A 21631-nucleotide genomic window follows, 5' to 3' on the forward strand; every position below is an offset into this window, starting at 1 on the left:
CGATCCGCGTCCGCGGGCTGACCAAACGCTTCGGTGCGTTGGTCGCGGTGAACGACGTCGACCTCGATGTGCCGCGTCGGAACGTCTACGGCTTCCTCGGACCCAACGGCTCCGGCAAGTCCACCACCATCCGCATGTTGTGCGGCTTGCTGACGCCGACCGCGGGCGACATCGAAGTGCTGGGCCTGCGCATCCCGGAACAAGCCGAGCAACTGCGCACGCGGATCGGCTACATGACGCAGAAGTTCTCGCTGTTCGAAGACCTCACTGTCCGCGAGAACCTCGAGTTCCTCGCCGCGGTACAGGACATCCCGCGCGCACAGGCGCGGCGTCGCATCGATGAACTGGTCGAGCAGTACCACTTCCAGGACCGGCAGAAGCAATTGGCCGGCACGATGAGCGGCGGGCAGAAGCAGCGCCTCGCGCTCGCGGGCGCGGTGATCCATTCGCCGGAATTGCTCTTCCTCGATGAACCGACCAGCGCGGTCGATCCCGAATCGCGCCGTGATTTCTGGGAGAAGCTCTTCGAGCTCGCCGACGCCGGCACCACGCTGCTGGTCTCCACCCACTACATGGACGAGGCCGAGCGCTGCCATCGCATCGCCATCCTCGATCGTGGCGTGCTGGTGGCGGACGGCACGCCCGATGCGCTGACGGGGGAGCTCGCTGGCCGCACGCTGGTGGTGGAGGCCCCGGAGCCGCGCCAGGCGCAGAAAGTCCTCGTCGGCCTGCCCGGCGTGATCAGCGTGGCGCAGATCGGCAACGTGCTGCGCGTGCTGCTGGCCGAGAATGGACAGGCGGCGGACCGCATCGCACAGGGCCTGCGCACGGCCGGCATCAACGCGGAGGTATCGGCGGCGCCGGCCAATCTGGAAGACGTGTTCGTCTCCGCCACGCGCGGCCAGCCGGCGCGCGAGGAGGCCGCTTGAAATTCCGCCGCCTGATGGCTGTGATGGTGAAGGAGCTGCGGCAGATGAGGCGCGACCGCATCACCCTGGCGATGATCGTGGGCATCCCGGTGATGCAGTTGCTGTTGTTCGGCTATGCGATCAACACGAACCTGCGCGATCTGTCCGCCGGCATCGCCGACCAGTCGCGCACGGCCGCGTCCCGCGCGCTGGTGATGGACATTGTCGCCACCGGCGTGGTCACGCCGACGAAGGAAGCCGCGACGCCGCAGGAACTCGTGCAGGCGATGCGCCGGGGCGAGATCAGCATCGGCGTGGTGATCCCGCCGGACTATGAGCGTCGCCGTGCGGAAGGCCGCGAAGCCGTACAGATCTTCGTCGACGGCAGCGACAACGCCGTGCAGAGCGCCGCGGCGCAGCTGGCGCAGATGCCCCTGGACGGCACCAGCAGCCCGCTGGCGACGCGCACGATCAGCGTGGTCGGCTTCTACAACCCGCAACGGCGCTCGGCGGTGAACATCGTACCGGGGCTGATCGGCGTGATCCTGACGATGACGATGGTGCTGTTCACCGGCGTGGCGATCGTGCGCGAACGCGAACGCGGCAACATGGAGCTGCTGATCGCCACGCCCGTCAGCAGCGCGGAACTGATGATCGGTAAGGTGTTGCCCTACGTGGCCATCGGTTTCGTCCAGACCACGGTGGTGCTGGCGCTGGGCATGTGGCTGTTCCAAGTGCCGCTGGGCGGCAGTCTGCTGCACGTCTACATCGCTGCATGTTTGCTGATCGTCGCGAACCTGACGCTCGGCCTGCTGATCTCCACCGGCGCGAAATCGCAGTTCCAGGCGATGCAGATGACGTTCTTCATCTTCCTGCCGTCGATCCTGCTCTCCGGCTTCATGTTCCCGTTCGCCGGCATGCCGAAGGTCGTGCAGTGGATCGCCGAGGCGCTGCCGCTGACCCACTTCCTGCGCCTGATTCGCGGCGTGATGTTGCGCGGCGCCAGCCTGTGGGAGCTATGGCCGGACGTGCTCGCGTTGCTGGCCTTCACCACGGTGATGATGACGGCGGCGATCCTGCGGTTCCGCAAGCGGCTGGACTGATAGGCTGGCGCTCTTCCGGCGAGAGGGGCGAGCGATGGACGAAGCAGCGATCGGTACGGTGGTGGATGCCATGTACGCGATGATCTCGGGCCCGGCGGGCCCGCGCGATTGGTCGACACAGGACGATGTCTTCCATCCCGACTGCCGCCAGATCCGCACGGGCGTCGATGCGCAGGGAACGCCATGGCGGCTGTCGTTCTCGCTGGCGGAATACCGCGCCAACGCCGATGCCCTACTGGCGGAGATGGATTTCTTCGAAGTGGAGACCGGGCGCGAGATCCGCGTGTTCGGCAACATCGCCCACGTCTGGAGCGCCTACGAGGCCCGCCACGCGCCCAGCGATGCGGTGGCGGAACGCCGCGGCATCAATAGCATCCAGCTCTACAAGGGCGAGGATGGCTGGAAGATCATCCACATGATCTGGGATAACGAGCGCGACGGCGTGCCCCTGCCCGCCGTCGGCTGAGGTGCGACGTCAGTCGGTGCCGGCGATGCGGCCGCGCAGCGAATTGGTCAGTGCTTCCGTGATCACCACGTCGACGAACTGGCCCACCAGGCGTGGATGGCCGGGGAAGTTCACCGAGCGCATGTTCTCGGTCTTGCCGGTCAACTCGTTCGGGTTCTTCTTCGACGGGCCTTCCACCAGCACCGACTGCACCGTGCCGACCATGCGCTGCGAGATGCCGGCGGCATAGGCGTTGATGTGCTGCTGCAGGCGCTCCAGGCGCGCATGCTTCACGGCGTCCGGCGTGTCGTCTTCCAGGTCCGCGGCAGGCGTGCCCGGGCGACGCGAGTAGATGAAGCTGAAGCTCTGGTCGAAGCCGACGTCCTCGAGCAGCTTCATCGTCTTCTCGAAATCGGCATCGGTCTCGCCCGGGAAGCCGACGATGAAATCCGAGCTGATCGAGATATCGGGCCGCACCGCGCGCAGCTTGCGGATTTTCTGCTTGAACTCAAGCGCGGTGTAACCGCGCTTCATCGCCGACAGCACGCGGTCGCTGCCCGCCTGCACCGGCAGGTGCAGGAAGTTGGCCAGCTGCGGCACGTCGCGGTACGCGTCCACCAGCGAGTCGCTGAACTCCAACGGGTGCGAGGTGGTGAAGCGGATGCGGCCGACGCCGTCGATCTCGGCGATGGTGCGGATCAGCAGGCCCAGGTCGGCGAATTCACCGTCGCCGTAGGGGCCACGATACGCGTTGACGTTCTGGCCGAGCAGGTTGATCTCGCGCACGCCCTGCGCCGCGAGCTGCGCCACTTCCACCAGCACGTCCTCGAACGGACGACTGACTTCCGTGCCGCGGGTGTAGGGCACCACGCAGAACGAGCAGTACTTCGAGCAACCTTCCATGATCGACACGAACGCGGACGGGCCTTCGGCGCGCGGCTCGGGCAGGCGGTCGAACTTCTCGATTTCGGGGAAGCTGATGTCCACCTGCGGCTTGTTCTGTTCGCGGCGGGCGCGGATCAGTTCCGGCAGGCGGTGCAGGGTCTGCGGGCCGAACACCAGGTCCACGTAGGGCGCACGCTTGACGATCGCCTCGCCTTCCTGGGAAGCCACGCAGCCGCCGACGCCGATGATGACGTCGCGGCCGCCGGCCTTCAGCGCCTTCCAGCGGCCCAGTTGGCTGAAGACCTTCTCCTGCGCCTTCTCGCGGATGGAGCAGGTGTTGACCAGCACCACGTCCGCTTCCTCGGGATTGTCGGTCAGCTCGAGACCATCGGAGGCGGCGAGCACGTCGGCCATCTTGGCCGAGTCGTACTCGTTCATCTGGCACCCGTGGGTCTTGATGTACAGCTTTCCGCGGACCTGCTCGGGCGCACGCGGGCGACCGATGGGCAAGGGAACGAGGGTGGGGTCGGTCACGGCAGTGCCGGCCGTGGTCGGCAGGTCGGGGGCTTGCGTCCCGGTCATGGCGCTTAATCCAGTCGGGTGGGGCGGGCAGGGCCGCGTAGTTTACGCGCTGGGGGCGGCCGGAACCCGTGCCGGATGGCGTTGATAGCGGGTAACAGGCCATCCCTGGCCGCCGTGCCGCCGGCTGTTGGAACTCCGACCGGCCGCACAGATTGGAGGAAACCTTTGTTGGACAAGGACTTGGCAACTGCTGGCGAATTGGGGACACTGCGCGCCATGAGGGGGACTCTGACGCTTCTGGCCACGCTGGCCGCGTTGACCGCACTGCCGGCCAGCGCGGGCACGCTGTACAAGTGCACCGGCGCTGACGGTGTGCCGAACTACGTCAGCAAGCGCGTCAGTGGCGCCAGCTGCGAAGTGATCAGCCGCTATACCCCGGATCGCAGCCGCCCCGCACAGGTCACGACCGTGTCGCGTCCGGCGACGCCGCCGCCTGCAGCGCCGGCGCTGGGCGCTGCGGTCACCCCGGCGCTTTCCGATTCTGCCAGCGCCGTCGTCCCGGCCGCCGCGACGCCTGCGGCCGCGCCGACCACCGGCCCGCGCCGCGTGGTCAGTGGGCAGGTCTACTCCTACATCAAGGACGGCGTGCGCCATTACACCAGTGCGCGTCCGCGCGGCGGCACCCAGGTCGCCAGCCTGCGCACGATCAAATACAGCTACATCGAAACCTGCTTCGCCTGCGGCAACCCGAGCGTGGACTTCGGCCGCCTGCGCCTGAATACCGGCGCCTACCAGGCCGAGATCGCCGCTGCGGCGCGCGAATTCGGCGTGGAAGAGGCGGTGATCCGCGCGATCATGCACGCCGAGTCGTCCTACAACCCGCTCGCCCTGTCCCATGCCGGCGCGCAGGGCTTGATGCAGTTGATGCCCGCCACCGCGCGCCGGTTCGGCGTGAGCGACAGCTACAACGCCGGCCAGAACATCCGTGGCGGCACCCAGTACCTGGCGTGGCTGCTGAAGCGCTTCAACGGCAACCTGACCCTGGCCGCCGCGGGCTACAACGCCGGCGAGGGTGCCGTGGACCGCCACGGCGGCGTTCCGCCGTACAAGGAAACGCAGCGCTATGTGGAGCGCGTGGCCGTGCTGGCCGACCGCTACCGCCAGGCCGTTGCCGCACGCTGAGTCGTCCCGGGCGCGCCGATGCGCGCGCAACTCCTTGATTTCAAGGCAGCCGTTGTCGGCCGATTAAGCCTTCCGTTACACTTTGCCGTCTTTTGCGGCCCGCACCGATGTTTGAGGTGCGGCCTTGGCAGCCTTTTTAGCTACCTGATTGTTTTGCGGAGTGCCGGATGGCCATCGATGGGGTCAATGGGCCTGTGAATACGGGCCGACGCCGGTTCCTGACTGCGACCACCGCTGTGGTGGGTGCAGTGGGTGCCGGTATTGCAGCTGTACCTTTTATCAAGTCGTGGAATCCGAGCGCCCGGGCCAAGTTGGCCGGTGCCCCGGTGACCGCCGACATCGGCGGCCTCCAGGAAGGCCAGCGCCTGATCCTGGAATGGCGCGGCCAGCCGATCTGGATCGTCAAGCGCTCCAAGGCGATCCTGGACGCGCTGCCGACGCTGGATGCCAACCTGCGCGACCCGCAGTCGTCCAACAAGGACCAGCAGCCGGCCTACATCACGGGCGAAACGCGCTCGCTGAAGCCCGAGATCTCCGTGTTGGTCGGTCTGTGCACCCACCTGGGCTGCTCGCCGGAAATGGCCGCCGAGATCAAGCCCGAGCCGTACGACCCGAACTGGAAGGGCGGCTACTTCTGCCCCTGCCACAAGTCGCGCTTCGACATGGCCGGCCGCGTGTTCCAGGGCGTCCCGGCGCCCACCAACCTCGTGGTGCCGCCGCACTACTACGAGAACGACACGACGATCATCGTCGGCGTCGACCCGAAGGGGGGCGCTTAAGCCATGGCGAACATCATCACCCGTACCGCTGATGGCCTGATGGACTGGTTCAATGCGCGCGCGCCGGGCTTCATGCCCGTGTACCGCAAGCACATGAGCGAGTACTACGCGCCGAAGAACTTCAACATCTGGTACATCTTCGGTGTGCTGTCGATCGTGGTGCTGGTCAACCAGATCCTGACCGGCATCTTCCTGACGATGCACTTCAAGCCGAGCGCGGCGGAAGCCTTCGCCTCGGTCGAATACATCATGCGCGACGTTGAGTGGGGCTGGCTGATCCGCTACATGCACAGCACCGGCGCCTCGCTGTTCTTCATCGTCGTCTACATCCACATGTTCCGCGGCCTGATGTACGGCTCGTACCAGAAGCCGCGCGAGCTGGTGTGGATCCTCGGCATGCTGATCTACCTGGTGCTGATGGCCGAAGCCTTCCTGGGCTACGTGCTGCCGTGGGGCCAGATGTCGTTCTGGGGCGCCAAGGTGATCATCTCGCTGTTCGGTGCCATCCCCGTGATCGGCAACGGCCTGACCGAGTGGATCATGGGTGACTACCTGCCCGGCGACGCCACGCTGAACCGCTTCTTCGCCCTGCACGTGATCGCACTGCCGCTGGTGCTGCTGCTGCTGGTCGTGCTGCACATCTTCGCGCTGCACGAAGTGGGCTCGAACAACCCGGATGGCGTCGAGATCAAGAAGGGCCCGAAGGGCAACCGCTGGTCGCCGACCGCGCCGGCCGACGGCGTGCCGTTCCACCCGTACTACACGGTCAAGGACGGCTTCTACGTGGGTGGCTTCCTGATCCTGGCGGCGTTCATCGTGTTCTTCGCCCCGGCCATGGGTGGCTGGTTCCTCGAGCACGACAACTTCACCGAGGCCAACAGGCTGGTGACGCCCGCGCACATCAAGCCGGTGTGGTACTACACGCCGTACTACGCCATGTTGCGCGTGGTGCCGCACAAGTTGAGCGGCGTGCTGGTGATGTTCGGTGCGATCGCGATCCTGTTCCTGGTGCCGTGGCTGGACCGCGCGAAGGTGAAGTCGTACCGCTACCGCGGCGTGCTGTCGAAGGTGCTGTTGGGCGTGTTCGCGATCTGCTTCGTGTGGCTGGGCAAGATCGGTGCGGGCCCGGGTACGGATCCGGTGGAAACCATCATCGGCCGCTTCCTGACCGGCTTCTACTTCCTGTTCTTCCTGACCATGCCGATCTGGACCAAGATCGACAAGACCAAGCCAGTGCCCGAGCGGGTGACGACGCATGACTAAGACTTTCGCCTCTCGCCTAGCTGTATTCGCCAGCGGGTTGCTGATCTCGTTCTCCGCGTTCGCCGCAGAAGGCGGCGCCACGCTGCAGGCCGGCAACGACCTGGGCGACCGCGCCTCGCTGCAGCGCGGTGCGCAGCTGTACATGAACTACTGCGCGGGCTGCCATTCGCTGAAGTACATGCGCTATTCGCGCATGGCCGAAGACCTGGGCCTGACCGAAGACGAGGTGATGAACAACCTCAACTTCACCGGCGCCAAGTTCGGCGAGCAGGTCCAGGTATCGATGCCGCACGACCCGGCGACGAAGTGGTTCGGCAAGATGCCGCCGGACCTGAGCGTCATCGCCCGCGTGCGTGGCAGCGACTGGATCTACACCTACCTGAAGTCGTTCTACCTCGACGAATCGCGTCCGCTGGGCTGGAACAACAAGTTGTTCCCGAACGCCTCCATGCCGAACCCCCTGTGGGAACTGCAGGGCTTGCAGCACGCGGAGTTCGGCCCCGCCGATCCAGCGACGGGCGAGCGCCACGTGGAAGGCCTCAAGGTGGCGCAGGCCGGTCGCCAGAGCGCGCAGGAGTTCGACCAGACCGCGCGCGACATCACCAACTTCCTGGAGTATGTCGGCGAGCCGGCGGCCCTGAAGCGCCAGAGCATCGGCGTGTGGGTGATCCTGTTCCTGGCAGCGCTGACGTTCCTGGCCTACCTCCTCAAGGAGGAGTACTGGAAGGACGTCCACTAAGGGCGTCGCATCCGCCGCCACGGCGCGGGCATACGCCCGCGCCGTAGACGGACTTGGCCGGGCGTGGGGTTGCTTGGCTTTTTCCGGCGGTGATTGCACACTCAGGGACCGGGGCGACCTTCGGCAAGGGGCCGGTGGCGTCGGTGCGATCGGCGGATTCCGGTCGTCGGAGAGCCGTGAATGGCTGCGAGTCCACGTATGCGCAATACACTGACGTTGTTTTCCTCCACCGATGATGTGCTCTGCCACCGCGTGCGGCTGGTACTCGCCGCCAAGGGCGTGAGTTACGACCTGGTGCCGGTGGATCCGCAGAACCCGCCCGAAGACCTCATCGACCTCAATCCCTACCATTCCGTGCCCACCTTGGTGGAGCGCGACTTGGTGCTGTACGCCGCTTCGGTGGTCAGCGAATACCTGGATGAACGCTATCCACATCCTCCGCTGATGCCGGTGGATCCGCTCTCCCGCGCGCGACTGCGCCTGGCGATGCTGCGTATCGAGCATGACTGGGTGCCGCAAGTGCAGGCGATCCAGCTGGGCAACAAGCAGCAGGCCGAAGCCGGTCGGAAGCGCTTGAAGGAACTGCTGACCGCGTCGGTGCCGCTGTTCAAGGCGAGCAAGTTCTTCCTCAATCCCGAAATGAGCCTCGCCGATTGCGCGATGGCCCCGATCATCTGGCGCCTGCCTTCACTGGACGTGCCGCTGCCGAAGGACGGCAAGGCGATCGAGGATTACGGCAACCGCATCTTCCGCAACCCCGGCTTCATCCGCAGTCTGACGGACGCAGAGAAGAAGCTTCGCGAGATCCCGGCCTAGCCGGCATCCCGCCCAGCCGATTCGCGCGTAAGCGTCGCTTGCGATCGGCTCCAGAGACTTCCATGACCGACGATTCCTCCCGCATGACCAGCCACCGCCCGTACCTGCTGCGGGCGCTCAACGAGTGGATCGCGGACAACGGCATGACGCCGCACCTGCTCGTGGATGCCACCCAGGCAGGTGTGCAGGTGCCGATGAGCGCGGTGAAGGAAGGCAAGGTCGTGCTCAACATCGCCGAGCGCGCGGTCGTGCGGCTGATGATCGACAACGAGGCGGTGAGCTTCACCGCACGTTTCGGGGGCGTCAGTCATCCGGTGTACGTTCCGATCAGCGCCGTGCTCGCGATTTATTCGCGCGAGACGGGGCAGGGCATGGCGTTGCCTGATGATGTGGCTCCCGGCCCGGAACCCGACGGCGACGATGAGCCGCCATCGCACGATACGCCGCCCGATGACGAGACCCCGCCGACACCAGGCAAGCGTCCGCCGTTCTTGCGCGTGGTGAAGTAGCGCGCTGCGGGCGCAGCGCGGTCAGTGCAGGTCGAGCGGCGTGACCGACGGAACGACCGGTCCCACGAACGACACCAACTCGCCCTTGCGCAACACCATGCGACCGACATGCCGGTCGATGCCGTCGTGCGAGTACTCGAAGCGGAAACTGCGCTCGAAGCCTAGCCAGCCATCTTCGCCACGGCACACCCGGAGCCCCGCGGCGTGCACGCTCTGGTCGAGCCAGATCACGCCGGCTGCCTTGCAGGCGTTGCGACCCAGCACGCCGGCGCGCTCTGCAGCGGCGCGCGCGGCATTCCAGTAGGCGAAGGCCGCTGCGGCCGCCACCATCCACAGCAATGCGCTGAGCGGCGACATGCTCAAGGTGCGGGCCCTAGCTTCATTGACAGGTCGATGGCGCGTACGTGCTTGGTAAGCGCGCCGATAGAGACGAAATCCACCCCGTCGGCGGCGATCCCGGCGAGCGTCGTCATGTCCACGCCGCCTGAAACTTCCAGTGGAATGCGGCCGTCGTAAGGCGCTGCCTTCGCGCGCCGCACGGCTTCGCGGCGGGTAACGGCATCGAAGTCGTCGACCAGGATGCGTTCGCACCCCTCCGATAGCGCCTCATCCAGTTGGTCGAGCGTTTCCACCTCGACGATCAGCGGCAATGACGGCTGCGCGGACCGCGCGGCGCGGATTGCCGCGGTGAGCGAACCAGCGGCACGCACGTGGTTCTCCTTCAGCATCACGGTGTCGTACAGGCCGATGCGATGGTTGCGCCCGCCGCCGCAGCGGACGGCGTACTTCTGCGCCAGGCGCAGGCCGGGCAGCGTCTTGCGCGTGTCGAGGATCGTGCAGCCGGTGCCGCGCACCGCATCGACATACGCCGACGTGGTGGTCGCGGTACCGGACAGCGTCTGCAGGAAATTCAGCGCGGCGCGCTCGGCCGTGACCAGGGCACGCGTGCGACCGGATAGCGTCGCCAGTACGGTTCGGGCCGCCACGCGATCGCCTTCCTGCACGCGCCATTCGATGCGTACATCCGGATCGAGGGCACGATGGCAGGCATCGAACCACGGGCGCCCGGCGATGACGGCTGCTTCCTTGCAGAGCAGGTAGGCGATGTCTGCGGTGTCGGGCAAGAGCGCGGCGGTTATATCGCCGGGACCGACGTCCTCGGCCAACGCGCGCGCGACATCGTCGCGGATCACGTCCTCGGGCGGGGGCGTCGGGCGCTGGCTCATCGGGTGGGGAAATCGTCTGCCTGGGCGGTGGCGATCGCCTCTTCGGCGAGCAGGACCGGAATGCCGTCGTCGACCCGATACGCGATCTTGCGATCGTGCGTGACCAGCGCCTCCCGCAGCGGGTCCGTGACCGCCGTGTCATCGGCCCGCTTGACCTGGCCGCTGCTGATCGCGCGGTTCAACGTTTCAAGGCCACGCGCGTCGAGCACGGCCAACGGTTGGCGGGTGGTGGGGCAGCACAGCAGGTCCAGCAGTTTGCGGTCCATGGAGGTCGGGACTCGATCGGTGGTTCAGTCAGGAGGGTAGAATACGTCTTTGCGACCGAGGACGGCCATGACCGCCAGCGTTTCCAGCCCCGTGGTGGGCATCGTGATGGGCTCCCGCTCCGACTGGGACACCATGCAGCACGCCGCGCAGAAACTGGATGCGTTGGGCGTGCCTTACGAGGTGAAGGTGGTCTCGGCGCACCGCACGCCCGATGTGCTGTTCTCGTACGCCGATGAGGCCGCCTCGCGCGGCCTGCGCGCCATCATCGCCGGTGCTGGCGGCGCTGCCCACCTGCCGGGCATGCTTGCGGCCAAGACTGCGGTGCCGGTGCTCGGCGTGCCGGTGCAGTCGAAGGCGCTCAATGGGATGGATTCGCTGCTGTCCATCGTGCAGATGCCGGCGGGCATCCCGGTGGCGACATTCGCGATCGGCAATGCGGGCGCCGCCAACGCAGGCTTGTTCGCCGCGGCGCTGCTTGCCCCGGAATACCCCGCCATCGGCGCCGCGCTGACCGCATTCCGCGCGCGCCAGACCGATGACGTGATGGCGCACGACGACCCGCGCCAACCGCTATGACGACGGTCGGCATCCTGGGTGGTGGCCAACTGGCACGCATGCTCGCGCTGTCGGGCGCGCCGCTGGGCCTGCGCTTCCTCGTGATGGACACCGCGCCGGATGCCTGCGCGGGTCAGTTCGCGCCACTGCTCGTCGGGGACTACCGCGATGAAGCCGCGCTGGCCGAATTCGCGTCGAAGGTCGACGTGGCCACCTTCGATTTCGAGAACGTGCCGGCGGAAAGCGCGGAATGGCTCGCGCAGCGCGTCCCGGTGTTCCCCAATCCACGCGCGCTCGCCGTCGCACAGGACCGGCTGGTCGAAAAGACGCTGTTCCGCGAGTTGGGCATCCCGGTGGGCGCGTTCGCCGATGTCGCTTCGTACGAACAACTGCGTGAGGAAGTGGAGCGTCTCGGTGGCGCCTGCATCCTCAAGACGCGTCGGCTGGGTTACGACGGCAAGGGCCAGTTCCGCCTGCGTTCCGTCGGCGATGTCGATGCCGCCTGGGAAGCATTGGGTACGCAGGCGGAAACGGTGGGCCTGATCGTGGAGGCCTTCATTCCGTTCGAGCGCGAGCTATCGGTGGTGGCGGTGCGTGGCCGCGATGGCGAATTCCGCACGTGGCCGCTCACCGAGAACTGGCATGTCGATGGTGTGTTGTCGGCCAGCCTGGCGCCCGCGCGCATCGATGAGGCGCTGGCGCACGCTGCCCGCGAACATGCGCGCAAGCTCGCTGAAGCATTGGACTATGTCGGCGTATTCGCACTGGAGCTCTTCCATCGCGATGGCCAATGGTTGGCCAACGAGATGGCGCCGCGCGTGCACAATTCGGGGCACTGGACGATCGAAGGTGCGGAAACGTCGCAGTTCCAGAACCACCTGCGTGCCGTGCTCGGCCTGCCGCTCGGCGACACGCGCGTGCTGGGGCACGCGTGCATGTTGAACTGGATCGGCGAGATGCCTGCCGCCGCGCCGGTGCTGCAGGAAGCCGGCGGTCACTGGCATGACTACGGCAAGGAATCGCGTGGTGGGCGCAAGGTGGGACACGCCACCGTCCGCGCCGACGACGCGGAAGCGCTCGCGCATGCGCTGGCGCGCATCGGCGTCGGTCTGGCGCGCCAGGCGCAGGTCGCCCCCGTCATCGCGCGCCTTACCGACTGACATCGGCCGCCATCGCCGGAACGAAGAACGGCCGGATCATCCGGCCGTTCTTCATTGCGCGTGGCTACGCGTCAGCGGCAGCGGCCGAAGCGGTCCGGCGATGCGCCCGGTCCACCCTTCGGGCCGGGCGGATTCTCCCAGTTCGTGCCGCGACCGCCACGCGGGCCCGGCGGATTGTTGTCCAGGTCGAACCAGCAACGTTTGGCCTGGTTCCACAGGCCGTAGCGCGGGTGCCAGTAGCCGTACTGGGGATTGAAGTAGTACCCGTTCTTGACCACGACGAACTCGTAGCGCTTGCCGCCGTGTCGATACCAGCGGCGGTCTGGCGATGTGCCCGGGCCGCCCTTCCAGCCTGGCGGATTCTCCCAGTTGGTGCCGCGGCCGCCGATGGGGCCGGGTGGGTTGTTGTCGCGGTCCCGTGGCGCGGCGTCGGCGTTCGCCGACATCGCCAGCAGGACGGTGAGCAGGGATCCAGCCAATCCGTAACGCAATGCCATGGTGTTCTCCTCGGGGTGGGACCACGCCCCCGGGAACGCCTGCATGCTTGCGGTTGTTGACGTGCTGCCGGACTGCATTCATCAGCCAGCCAGTGTCGCGAAAAGAAAACGGCCGGGTTTCTCCGGCCGTTCGAACGTGCGGTGCCTGTGCGCGATCAGCGCAGGTTGCCGGCCACGAAGTCCCAGTTGACCAGGGCCCAGAACGACTCGACGTACTTCGGACGTGCGTTGCGATAGTCGATGTAGTAGGCGTGTTCCCACACGTCGATGGTCAGCAGCGGCTTGTCTTCGCCGGTCAGCGGAGTGGCGGCGTTGGAGGTGCTGGCCAACGCCAACGAACCGTCCGGACGCTGCACCAGCCAGCCCCAGCCGGAACCGAAGGTGCCGATGGCGGTCTTGGTGAATTCTTCCTTGAACTTGGCGAAGTCGCCGAAGGTCTTGTTGATCAGCTCGGCCAGCTTGCCGGTCGGCTCACCGCCACCGTTGGGCTTGAGGCAGTTCCAGTAGAAGGTGTGGTTCCAGACCTGCGCGGCATTGTTGAACATGCCGCCCTGCGCCTTGCGCACGATTTCTTCCAGCGACGCATCGGCCAGCTCGGTGCCTTCGATCAGCTTGTTGAGGTTGTCCACGTAGGTCTTGTGGTGCTTGCCGTAGTGGAAGTCGATGGTCTCGCCGGAGATGTGCGGCTCCAGGGCGGTGCGGTCGTAGGGCAGGGGGGGCAGTTCGATGGCCATGGCTCGGTTCCTTACGCTAGGCGGGTCAAAGGGCATGCCGGGCATCGTCGGGGCGATGCGAAGGCTTACAATGGGCAATCCGCCGGCGAGGCCTGCGGAGCGGACCGAAAGTGTACCCGACGGTGGTTGCCAAACCGTCAAGGAAGGAGAAATCAGCATGCCGGTGATGGAACGCATCCAGGCCGAAGTGGATGGCCACCCGATCGTCCTTTTCATGAAGGGCACGCCGCAGTTCCCGATGTGCGGCTTCTCCAGTCGTGCGATGCAGGCGTTGCGCGAAGCGGGCGCCGAACATCTCTACACGATCAACGTGTTGGAAGAGCCCGAGATCCGCGCCAACCTGCCGCGCTTCTCGAACTGGCCCACGTTCCCGCAACTTTTCATCAACGGCGAGCTGATCGGCGGCTGCGACATCACGCTCGAACTGCACGAGTCCGGCGAACTCCAGCGCATCGTCGCCGAGGCCCTGTCGCCGTGAGCCTGATCGGATTGCCCACCCGCGCGCCGCGCGCACTGGACCAGCGCGTCATCCTGGTCAGTGGTGCGCACGGCGGGCTGGGTAGCGCGGCGGCTGTCGCGTGCGCGCAGGCGGGCGCGACTGTGGTGCTGCTGGGCCGCAAGGTGCCGAAATTGAATCGTGTCTACGACGCGGTCGCGCAGGCCGGCGCGGAGCCGTTGCTGTATCCGCTGGACCTGGAAGGCGCCACGCCCGACGACTATGCGGAACTGGCCGATCGGTTGCGTGCCGAACTGGGTCGCCTCGATGGCGTGCTGCACTGTGCTGTCGAGTTCAAGGGGCTGACGCCGCTGGAACACACCGATCCTGCGGCGTTCGCGCGGGTCGTGCACATCAACCTGACGGCGCCATGGTGGCTTTCGCAGGCCTGCCTGCCGCTGCTGCGACAGTCGCAGGACGCAGCGCTCGTGTTCGCGCTGGACGACCTCGAGCGTGTACGCCAGCCCTACTGGGGCGCCTACGGTATCGCCGAGCATGGACTCGCCGCGATGGTGGGCATGCTGCACGCGGAGCTGGCCTCGTCGTCGGTGCGTGTTTCCGCGTTGCAGCCGGGCCCGATGCGTACCGGCCTACGGTCGCGCGCCTATGCGGACGACACCGATCTGCAGGCGCGTGAGGCGGCCGACTACGCCGGCGCCTGTGTCACGCTGCTGTCATCTGCTGGCGCCGCCCACCGCGGGCAGGTCTGGAAAGTGCGCGCATGACCATCCTGTCGGCGGCGATGCTGCTGTTCCTGATCCTGGATCCGCTGGGCAACATCCCGGTGTTCCTCAGCGTGTTGAAGCCGCTGCCGACGCGCCGGCAGCGCATCGTGGTGGTCCGGGAACTCCTCATCGCGCTGGCGGTGTTGATGCTGTTCCTATGGTGCGGCAAGTACGCGTTGGAACTGATGCACCTGCGCCAGGAATCCGTGGCTATCGCCGGCGGCATCGTGCTGTTCCTGATCGGCGTGAGGATGATCTTCCCGCGCCCCGAGGGCCTCATGGGCGAAACCCCGGGCGGCGAACCCTTCATCGTGCCGCTGGCCATCCCCCTCGTCGCTGGCCCATCTGGCATGGCGGCCGTGATGCTGATGGGCAGTTCCGAGCCCGACCGGCTGGGCGACTGGAGCCTGGCTCTGCTGATCGCCTGGGCCGCGACGGCCGCGATCCTGATTTCCGCCACCGTGCTGTACAAGTGGCTGGGTCGCAGTGTACTGACCGCGATCGAGCGGCTAATGGGCATGCTTCTTGTCGCCATCTCCGTCCAGATGGTGCTGGACGGGGTGGGGACCTACCTCAAGCTGACGCCGCCCAACATCTGATCTGGAAGGCCGCACGTCGGCCCGAACGCGCGTCTCTGGCTGTCATGTTGCACCGCGGAAGATTGTCATGCCGCGGTCACAAAATGGTCCTATCGTGTTAACCTGTTATTAACCTCCGCGGACGCCGCGTGGGCCATGGGAACCCCTAGCACGCCCTCTTGAACCGACCTTACCGGCCGGTTCCGCACGTCTTGTCAGCCGCTTCGCCACATCACTCCCGTACCTGAGGTTTATCCGATGAACCAATCCCGTCGTCTTCGCATGTCCAAGCTCAGCCTTGGCCTCGTTGCCGCACTTGCCGCCGCGCCTGCCTTTGCGCAGAGCACCTCGGCGGGTGTGGGTGGCCTGGTCACCGACAATGGCGGCCAGCCCGTCGTCGGCGCCGAGGTGACCATCACCCACGTCGAATCCGGTACGGTCAGCCGCGCCACCACGGACGCGAGCGGCCGTTACACCGCGCGCGGCCTGCGCGTCGGTGGTCCCTACCAGGTGACCATCACCAAGTCGGGCTCGGGCACCAAGACCGAAGACAATGTGTTCCTGACGCTGAACCAGGTGAACACCGTCAACGCCGCCCTGACCGGCGACCTGACCACCCTGGAAACCGTGACCGCCGTGGGCTTTGCCGGTGGCTCGGAAGTGTTCAGCGCCACCAAGATGGGCTCGGGCACCAGCGTCGACCGCGTCACCATCGAGAACCTGCCGTCCGTGAACGGCAACATCCAGGACTACATGCGCCTGGATCCGCGCGTGACCTTCAGCGACCGCGCGTCGGGCAGCATCACCGCCGGCGGCCAGAACCCGCGCTTCAACAAGATCACCATCGACGGCGTGTCGGCCAGCGACACCTTCGGCCTGGAAGGCAACAACATGCCGACGCAGCGCCAGCCGGTGTCGATGGAGGCCATCGAGGCCATCGACATCAACCTGTCGAACTACGACGTGACCATGTCCGGTGCAGCCGGCGCGAACGTCAATGCCGTGACCAAGTCCGGCACGAACGAATTCCACGGTTCGGTGTACGGCACCTACCGTGACGGCGACTGGTTCGGTGATTACCCCGCACGCGTGGCGGGCGCCACCATCGACGTCACCGGCCTGCCCTTCGACGAATACGACGACGAGAAGACCTGGGGCATCACGCTGGGTGGCCCGATCATCAAGGACAAGCTGTTCTTCTTCGCCAACTACGAGAAGTTCAAGCAGACCAACATCGGTCCGGCCGGCAAGACCCTGGGCACCAACCCGCTGTCCTCGGGTGGCGCGGACTTCGACGCCGCCGACGTGGCCGAAGTGCAGCGTATCGCGCGCGATGTGTGGGGTTTCGACGCGGGCGACCTGAGCGGCGGTGGCGACACCGAGCTGGAAGAGTACGCATTGAAGCTGGACTGGAACATCAGCGATGCGCACCGCGCCAGCCTGCGCTACAGCAAGCTGGAGCAGAACCGCATCCGTCCTGAAGCGTCCACCGCCAGCGTGCTGGCCCTGAGCTCGAACTGGTTCAACCACGTCAAGACCGTGGAAAGCTACGTCGGCCAGCTGTTCAGTGACTGGTCCGAGACGTTCTCGACCGAGTTCAAGGTGTCTTACCGCGACTACTCCGCCGTCCGCGTCAGCCCGACCAACGCGCCGACCATCCAGGTCTACTTCGACGACGGCATCACGACCAACGGCAACAACAACCCGATCGGCACCAACAGCAACAGCTTCGCCGGCCTCGACGCGATCCGCCTGGGCACCGAGCGCAGCTCGCCCGGCAATGCGCTGCTGACCGAGACCTGGAATTACTTCGGTGCGGCCACCTGGACCCTGGGCGACCACGACCTGAAGTTCGGCGCCGAGTACAGCGAGAACGAGATCTACAACTTCTTCCTGCAGGACTCGTGGGGCAACTACAGCTTCTACGTGCCGCTGGTGAATGGCGCTTCGGATTTCAGCAACCTGATCAATGGTCGCTACTTCGACTACGACCTGCAGACCAACCCGACCGATCCGGATGCGATCGCCGCGCGTTACAAGAACAAGTCGCTCGGCTTCTTCGTGCAGGACACCTGGTACGTCACGCCTAACCTGACGCTGACCCTGGGCGTGCGCGCCGACAAGCCGGAAGCCAGCCCGAACCCGCCGTTCAACGAGTGCTTCGCCGCCGCTCCCGGCACCGCGAACGCCGCGTGCACCGGCGGTACCTACACGGGCGGTTTCGGCATCGCCAACAACAACACCTATAACGGCGACTACATCATCCAGCCGCGCTTCGGCTTCAACTACACGTTCGACTGGGAGCGTCCGGCCCAGCTGCGCGGTGGCGTGGGTCTGTTCCAGGGCGACGCGCCGCAGGTGTGGGTGGGCAATGCCTACAGCAGCACGGGCATGAACTACATTTCCTACCAGAACTACACCAACCCGACGCTGGTGCCGTTCAGCCCCGATGGCCTGAACCAGAACGTGCCCGCGGGCGGCGCCGGCGTACGCAACGTGAACGCGATCAGCGACGACTTCGAGCTGCCGTCGGTGTGGAAGGCCAACCTGGCCATCGATGTCGAGACTCCGTGGAACGGCGTCGTCGCGTCGGCCGAACTGCTGCTGACCGACGTCAAGAACGGCCTGTTCTACCGCACGCTCAACGTGGGTCCGGGCTACATCGGTCCCGATGGTCGCGTGCTGTACTGGAACCCGAACAGCGCTCGCCCGTTCGGCAACACCAGCGCCGGCACCGGTGCGCTGGCACCCAATGGTGCGCGCACCGGCCGCAATACGTACTTCGGTGACGTGTTCCTGCTCGAGAACACCAACAAGGGCAAGGGCCAGCAGCTGACGGTCTCGCTGACCAAGCCCTTCTCCAGCGACAGCGACTGGTCCTGGAGCATCGGCTACACCCGCACCAACGCCGAGGAAGTGTCCGCGCTGACCAGCTCCACCGCCGGCTCGGGTTACGGTTCGCAGTATGGCTTCAGCATCAACGAGCCCACCAGCTCCACGGCGCGCTATGAGATCAAGGACCGCTTCAGCGGTTCGGTGAACTGGTCGCACAAGTTCTTCGGCGACTACGCGACCCAGGTCGGCCTGTTCTACGAAGGCCGCAGCGGCCGTCCGTATAGCTACATCTTCACGGGCGACGCCAATGGCGACAACCGTACCTTCAACGACCTGTTCTACGTGCCGGCGGGCCCGGGCGACGTGCTGTTCGGCAGCCTGAGCGCGACCGGTCAGTTCACGGCTGATCCGGTAATGGAAGCCCGCTTCTGGGAATGGCTGTCGACCCAGGAAGGCCTGAGTCGCTACAAGGGCAGTTATGCGCCGGAGAACGGCTTCACCACCGGTTGGGTGAACACGTTCGACATCCGTATCAGCCAGGAGCTCCCCGGCTTCTTCAAGGGTCACAAGTCGAAGGTTTGGCTGGACATCCAGAACGTCGGCAACCTGATCAACAAGGACTGGGGCCACGTCATCGACTACGGCTTCAACGCCAACAATGCGGTGGCGAGCCTGCAGGGCATCTACAACGGCCAGTACGTCTACGGCTACCGTGGCAACCTCAACGGCGTGCCGGAGTTCGGCCAGTCGACGGCCCTGGGCCTGCCGACCAATGCGGACAGCCAGACCAACGGTATCTCGCAGTGGTCGCTGCAGGTGGGCCTGAAGTACGAGTTCTGATCCAGCGACTCGCACCATGCGTGAAATCGAACGGCCGGGGAAACCCGGCCGTTCTTTTTTGGGCGGACTCCTCTTGCCTGCGGGACTGCGCTAAAGTCCCGCCCCTGACGACAGAAAACAGGAAGACCCATGAGCGAAACGGCATCGAGGGCGTTGCCGGTGCAGGACGCGCGGATCTACCCGCGCGGCGGACTGGACGTGCTTTCCCGCGCCGAAGTGGCGCGCCTGCGTGACGCCTCGAGCGGCGGCATGCATGAACTCTTGCGCCGTTGCGCACTGGCCGTGCTGACCAGTGGCAGCGCTTCGGACGATCCGCGCGCGGCGCGCGATCTCTACCCCGACTTCGACATCCAGGTCCTGCAGCAGGATCGTGGCGTGCGCATCGACCTGATCAATGCGCCGGCGATGGCCTTCGTCGATGGCGAGATCATCCGCGGCGTGGCCGAACTGCTGTTCGCCGTCGTGCGTGATCTGGCCTACACGGCGATCGAGCTGGGTCCGGAATATGCCGCCGACCTCGAGTCCTCGGCCGGCATCACCAATGCGGTGTTCGGCTTGCTGCGCAATGCGCGCATCCTCAAACCGACCGATCCGAACCTGGTCGTCTGCTGGGGTGGCCATTCGATCTCGCGCGACGAGTACCTCTACACCAAGCAGGTCGGCTACGAGCTCGGCCTGCGAGGCCTGGATATCTGCACGGGCTGCGGGCCGGGCGCGATGAAGGGACCGATGAAGGGCGCGACCATCGCGCACGCCAAGCAGCGCCGTGCGAAGACCCGCTACATCGGCGTGACCGAGCCGGGCATCATCGCCGCCGAATCGCCGAACCCGATCGTCAACCACCTGGTCATCATGCCGGACATCGAGAAGCGCCTGGAGGCCTTCGTCCGCATCGGCCACGGCATCCTGGTATTCCCCGGCGGCGTCGGCACCGCGGAAGAAATCCTCTACCTGCTCGGCATCTTGCTCCACCCCGAGAATGCGCACCTGCCGTTCCCGCTGATCCTCACCGGCCCGACCATCGCTGCGCCTTACTTCGAGCAGATCGATCGTTTCATCCGGCTGACGCTGGGCGATGAGGCTGCGGAGCGCTACGAGATCATCATCGGTGACCCGGTGGCGGTCGCGAAGAAGATGGTCGCGGGCATCCGTCGTGTGCGCGAGTACCGCATCGAGCACAAGGATTCGTTCTTCTTCAACTGGGCCGTCCAGATTCCCGAGGACTACCAGCAGCCTTTCATCCCGTCGCACGAAGCGATGGCGGCGCTGCAGCTGCGTCCGGGCCGCGCTGTCCACGACCTGGCGGCGGACCTGCGCCGTGCTTTCTCCGGCATTGTGGCGGGCAACGTGAAGGAGGACGGCATGCGCCGGATCGAAGAGTTCGGCCCCTTCGAAATCCATGGCGACCCCGCGATGATGCAGGCGCTCGATGCGTTGCTGCGCGCCTTTGTCGAACAGCGGCGCATGAAGATCGCGGGCGAGTACAAGCCCTGTTACCGCGTGGTGACCTGAGTCACTGCATCGGCAGGCGAAGGACAGCGGTGTAACGGCCGTCCTTCGCCTGGGTCTCCACGCTACCGCGCCCCTGGGTCATGGCTTGGATCCGCGCCCTGACGGAACTGAGCCCCACCTGGTGTCCGGCCGTGGGGCGCACGGGCGAGGCGGGCAATCCGTTGGCTACCGTGATCTGCACGAAGCCTGCCGCTTCGGCGACCTCGACGCTGACATCGCCCCCGCTGGCCGCCGGCTCTACGCCGTGCCGGATTGCGTTCTCGACCAGGGGTTGGATCGAAAGGGCGGGTACCACCAAGGACGGCAAGACGTCCGGGAGCTGCCATTCCACCCGCAGTCGAGTGCCGAATCGCAGGCCTTCGATTTCCAGATAGCGACGCACCAGCGATAGTTCGTCCGCCAGGCTGATTTCGCGCGGCCCGGCGAGCGCCGCACGGAACAGGTCCGACAGATCCAGCAGCAATCGTTCGGCTTCTTCCGGGCGCTGGTGCACCAGCGCCGCGCCCGTATTGAGTGTGTTGAACAGGAAGTGGGGGCGGATGCGGGCTTGCAGGGCTTCCAGCTCGGAGTGCGCGACGCGGACGGCCAGTTGGCGTGCGCGCCAATGGTTCTGGAACGCCGCCAACCCCAGCGCCCCTACGGTCAGCGCCAAGGCGGTGAGCCGCACCAGCCATCGCAGCCGCTCGGCCTGGTCCATGGGCCAGAGATCAGCCAAGAGCCATGTGCTCAATCCAAAGACCAGCCAGGTGGACACGACGAGCAGGATCAGTGCGACATAGGCCACGCTCGCCGGGCGCCAGGAGGAGAGAGGGCGTCGCAAGGTGTAGAGCGCGCCAAGCGTGGTCAGCAGGATCCACTGGATAGCCAGCGAACCCACCCCGAAGTGGATCCACCGATTTCCATCGCCGGCTGGGGCCAAGGCCAGGATGGCCGCCAGACCCTCCCCCGCCAGCAGGACCCACACCACCACCGAGCTTTGCCACAAGGCGTCTAGAGGGGGAGCTGGGCGGGAGGGGGACATGCAGGGACCGGGCAGGGCGATGGCGCCCATGATG

General features: G+C 66.0%; 23 protein-coding genes. 16 read left to right on the plus strand and 7 right to left on the minus strand.

Annotated elements, in window-relative coordinates:
* Positions 1-2 precede the first annotated feature (2 nt).
* From BM365_RS15170 to BM365_RS15180, 3 genes are read left to right on the plus strand one after another with little or no spacing between them, the layout of a single operon-like run.
* Positions 3-929, plus strand: coding sequence for an ABC transporter ATP-binding protein (locus BM365_RS15170; RefSeq protein ID WP_093490823.1), 927 nt, complete (start codon positions 3-5; stop codon positions 927-929).
* The gene (locus BM365_RS15175) at positions 926-2011 is read left to right on the plus strand and encodes an ABC transporter permease (protein ID WP_093490337.1); all 1086 of its coding nucleotides are present in this window, start codon (positions 926-928) and stop codon (positions 2009-2011) included. The genes BM365_RS15170 and BM365_RS15175 overlap by 4 nt, the downstream gene beginning before the upstream one ends.
* 34 nt (positions 2012-2045) lie before the next feature.
* Entirely contained in the window at positions 2046-2477 is a 432-nt protein-coding gene (locus BM365_RS15180) for a hypothetical protein (RefSeq protein WP_093490338.1), read from the plus strand.
* A 9-nt stretch (positions 2478-2486) separates the two neighbouring features.
* On the opposite strand, the gene miaB is transcribed toward BM365_RS15180, so the two are convergent.
* Complete coding sequence (gene miaB, locus BM365_RS15185; protein ID WP_093490339.1) at positions 2487-3923, minus strand: tRNA (N6-isopentenyl adenosine(37)-C2)-methylthiotransferase MiaB; 1437 nt, start codon at positions 3921-3923, stop codon at positions 2487-2489.
* 216 nt (positions 3924-4139) lie between these two features.
* Here miaB and BM365_RS15190 point away from each other — a divergent pair, with 216 nt between their 5' ends.
* From BM365_RS15190 to BM365_RS15215, 6 genes are all read left to right on the plus strand, one after another.
* Positions 4140-5045, plus strand: a complete 906-nt coding sequence (locus BM365_RS15190) for a lytic transglycosylase domain-containing protein (RefSeq protein WP_093490340.1) — start codon at positions 4140-4142, stop codon at positions 5043-5045.
* 167 nt (positions 5046-5212) lie between these two features.
* On the plus strand, positions 5213-5824 hold the full coding sequence (petA, locus tag BM365_RS15195; RefSeq protein ID WP_093490341.1) for a ubiquinol-cytochrome c reductase iron-sulfur subunit: 612 nt from the start codon (positions 5213-5215) through the stop codon (positions 5822-5824).
* 3 nt (positions 5825-5827) lie between these two features.
* Positions 5828-7087: a cytochrome b gene (locus BM365_RS15200; protein ID WP_056878191.1), complete on the plus strand. Its 1260-nt coding sequence runs from the start codon at positions 5828-5830 to the stop codon at positions 7085-7087.
* Positions 7080-7826, plus strand: a complete 747-nt coding sequence (locus BM365_RS15205; RefSeq protein ID WP_093490342.1) for a cytochrome c1 — start codon at positions 7080-7082, stop codon at positions 7824-7826. Before BM365_RS15200 ends, BM365_RS15205 begins: the two co-directional genes overlap by 8 nt.
* A 180-nt stretch (positions 7827-8006) precedes the next feature.
* Positions 8007-8642 carry a glutathione S-transferase N-terminal domain-containing protein gene (locus BM365_RS15210; RefSeq protein WP_093490343.1) on the plus strand — a complete coding sequence of 212 codons (636 nt, stop codon included), beginning with the start codon at positions 8007-8009 and terminating at the stop codon, positions 8640-8642.
* A gap of 62 nt (positions 8643-8704) precedes the next feature.
* Positions 8705-9151: a ClpXP protease specificity-enhancing factor gene (locus tag BM365_RS15215; RefSeq protein WP_093490344.1), complete on the plus strand. Its 447-nt coding sequence runs from the start codon at positions 8705-8707 to the stop codon at positions 9149-9151.
* 21 nt (positions 9152-9172) lie between these two features.
* Here the strand turns inward: BM365_RS15215 and BM365_RS15220 are convergent, their stop codons facing one another.
* The 3 genes from BM365_RS15220 to BM365_RS15230 are packed head-to-tail and all read right to left on the minus strand — an operon-like array spanning position 9173 to position 10643.
* A complete protein-coding gene (locus BM365_RS15220) occupies positions 9173-9508 on the minus strand; it encodes a DUF3301 domain-containing protein (RefSeq protein WP_093490345.1) in 336 nt (111 codons plus the stop codon).
* A 2-nt stretch (positions 9509-9510) separates the two neighbouring features.
* Complete coding sequence (gene nadC, locus BM365_RS15225) at positions 9511-10377, minus strand: carboxylating nicotinate-nucleotide diphosphorylase (protein WP_093490346.1); 867 nt, start codon at positions 10375-10377, stop codon at positions 9511-9513.
* Complete coding sequence (locus BM365_RS15230; protein ID WP_093490347.1) at positions 10374-10643, minus strand: Trm112 family protein; 270 nt, start codon at positions 10641-10643, stop codon at positions 10374-10376. Before BM365_RS15230 ends, nadC begins: the two co-directional genes overlap by 4 nt.
* Before the next feature lie 67 nt (positions 10644-10710).
* Here BM365_RS15230 and purE point away from each other — a divergent pair, with 67 nt between their 5' ends.
* Both purE and BM365_RS15240 read left to right on the plus strand, forming a co-directional pair.
* Positions 10711-11220, plus strand: coding sequence for a 5-(carboxyamino)imidazole ribonucleotide mutase (gene purE / locus BM365_RS15235; RefSeq protein ID WP_056878198.1), 510 nt, complete (start codon positions 10711-10713; stop codon positions 11218-11220).
* Positions 11217-12359 carry a 5-(carboxyamino)imidazole ribonucleotide synthase gene (locus tag BM365_RS15240; protein WP_093490348.1) on the plus strand — a complete coding sequence of 381 codons (1143 nt, stop codon included), beginning with the start codon at positions 11217-11219 and terminating at the stop codon, positions 12357-12359. The genes purE and BM365_RS15240 overlap by 4 nt, the downstream gene beginning before the upstream one ends.
* A 71-nt stretch (positions 12360-12430) precedes the next feature.
* Here the strand turns inward: BM365_RS15240 and BM365_RS15245 are convergent, their stop codons facing one another.
* Positions 12431-12856 (minus strand): hypothetical protein, encoded by a 426-nt coding sequence (locus BM365_RS15245; RefSeq protein WP_093490824.1) that lies wholly within the window; start codon positions 12854-12856, stop codon positions 12431-12433.
* A 155-nt stretch (positions 12857-13011) separates the two neighbouring features.
* The gene (locus BM365_RS15250; protein ID WP_093490349.1) at positions 13012-13590 is read right to left on the minus strand and encodes a superoxide dismutase; all 579 of its coding nucleotides are present in this window, start codon (positions 13588-13590) and stop codon (positions 13012-13014) included.
* Between the two features lie 157 nt (positions 13591-13747).
* Here BM365_RS15250 and grxD point away from each other — a divergent pair, with 157 nt between their 5' ends.
* The 5 genes from grxD to ppnN all read left to right on the plus strand — a co-directional run bounded on the left by grxD (position 13748) and on the right by ppnN (position 20576).
* The gene (gene grxD, locus BM365_RS15255) at positions 13748-14068 is read left to right on the plus strand and encodes a Grx4 family monothiol glutaredoxin (RefSeq protein ID WP_056878201.1); all 321 of its coding nucleotides are present in this window, start codon (positions 13748-13750) and stop codon (positions 14066-14068) included.
* On the plus strand, positions 14065-14811 hold the full coding sequence (locus BM365_RS15260) for an SDR family NAD(P)-dependent oxidoreductase (RefSeq protein WP_093490350.1): 747 nt from the start codon (positions 14065-14067) through the stop codon (positions 14809-14811). Before grxD ends, BM365_RS15260 begins: the two co-directional genes overlap by 4 nt.
* The gene (locus BM365_RS15265) at positions 14808-15410 is read left to right on the plus strand and encodes a YhgN family NAAT transporter (protein WP_093490351.1); all 603 of its coding nucleotides are present in this window, start codon (positions 14808-14810) and stop codon (positions 15408-15410) included. The genes BM365_RS15260 and BM365_RS15265 overlap by 4 nt, the downstream gene beginning before the upstream one ends.
* A 237-nt stretch (positions 15411-15647) precedes the next feature.
* Entirely contained in the window at positions 15648-19064 is a 3417-nt protein-coding gene (locus BM365_RS15270) for a TonB-dependent receptor (protein WP_254772709.1), read from the plus strand.
* A 129-nt stretch (positions 19065-19193) separates the two neighbouring features.
* Positions 19194-20576, plus strand: a complete 1383-nt coding sequence (gene ppnN / locus BM365_RS15275; protein ID WP_093490353.1) for a nucleotide 5'-monophosphate nucleosidase PpnN — start codon at positions 19194-19196, stop codon at positions 20574-20576.
* A 1-nt stretch (position 20577) separates the two neighbouring features.
* Here the strand turns inward: ppnN and BM365_RS15280 are convergent, their stop codons facing one another.
* On the minus strand, positions 20578-21627 hold the full coding sequence (locus BM365_RS15280) for a sensor histidine kinase (protein ID WP_233210825.1): 1050 nt from the start codon (positions 21625-21627) through the stop codon (positions 20578-20580).
* Positions 21628-21631: the final 4 nt, after the last annotated feature.

This window comes from Pseudoxanthomonas sp. YR558 (assembly GCF_900116385.1).
In the GTDB taxonomy this organism is placed as follows: domain Bacteria; phylum Pseudomonadota; class Gammaproteobacteria; order Xanthomonadales; family Xanthomonadaceae; genus Pseudoxanthomonas_A.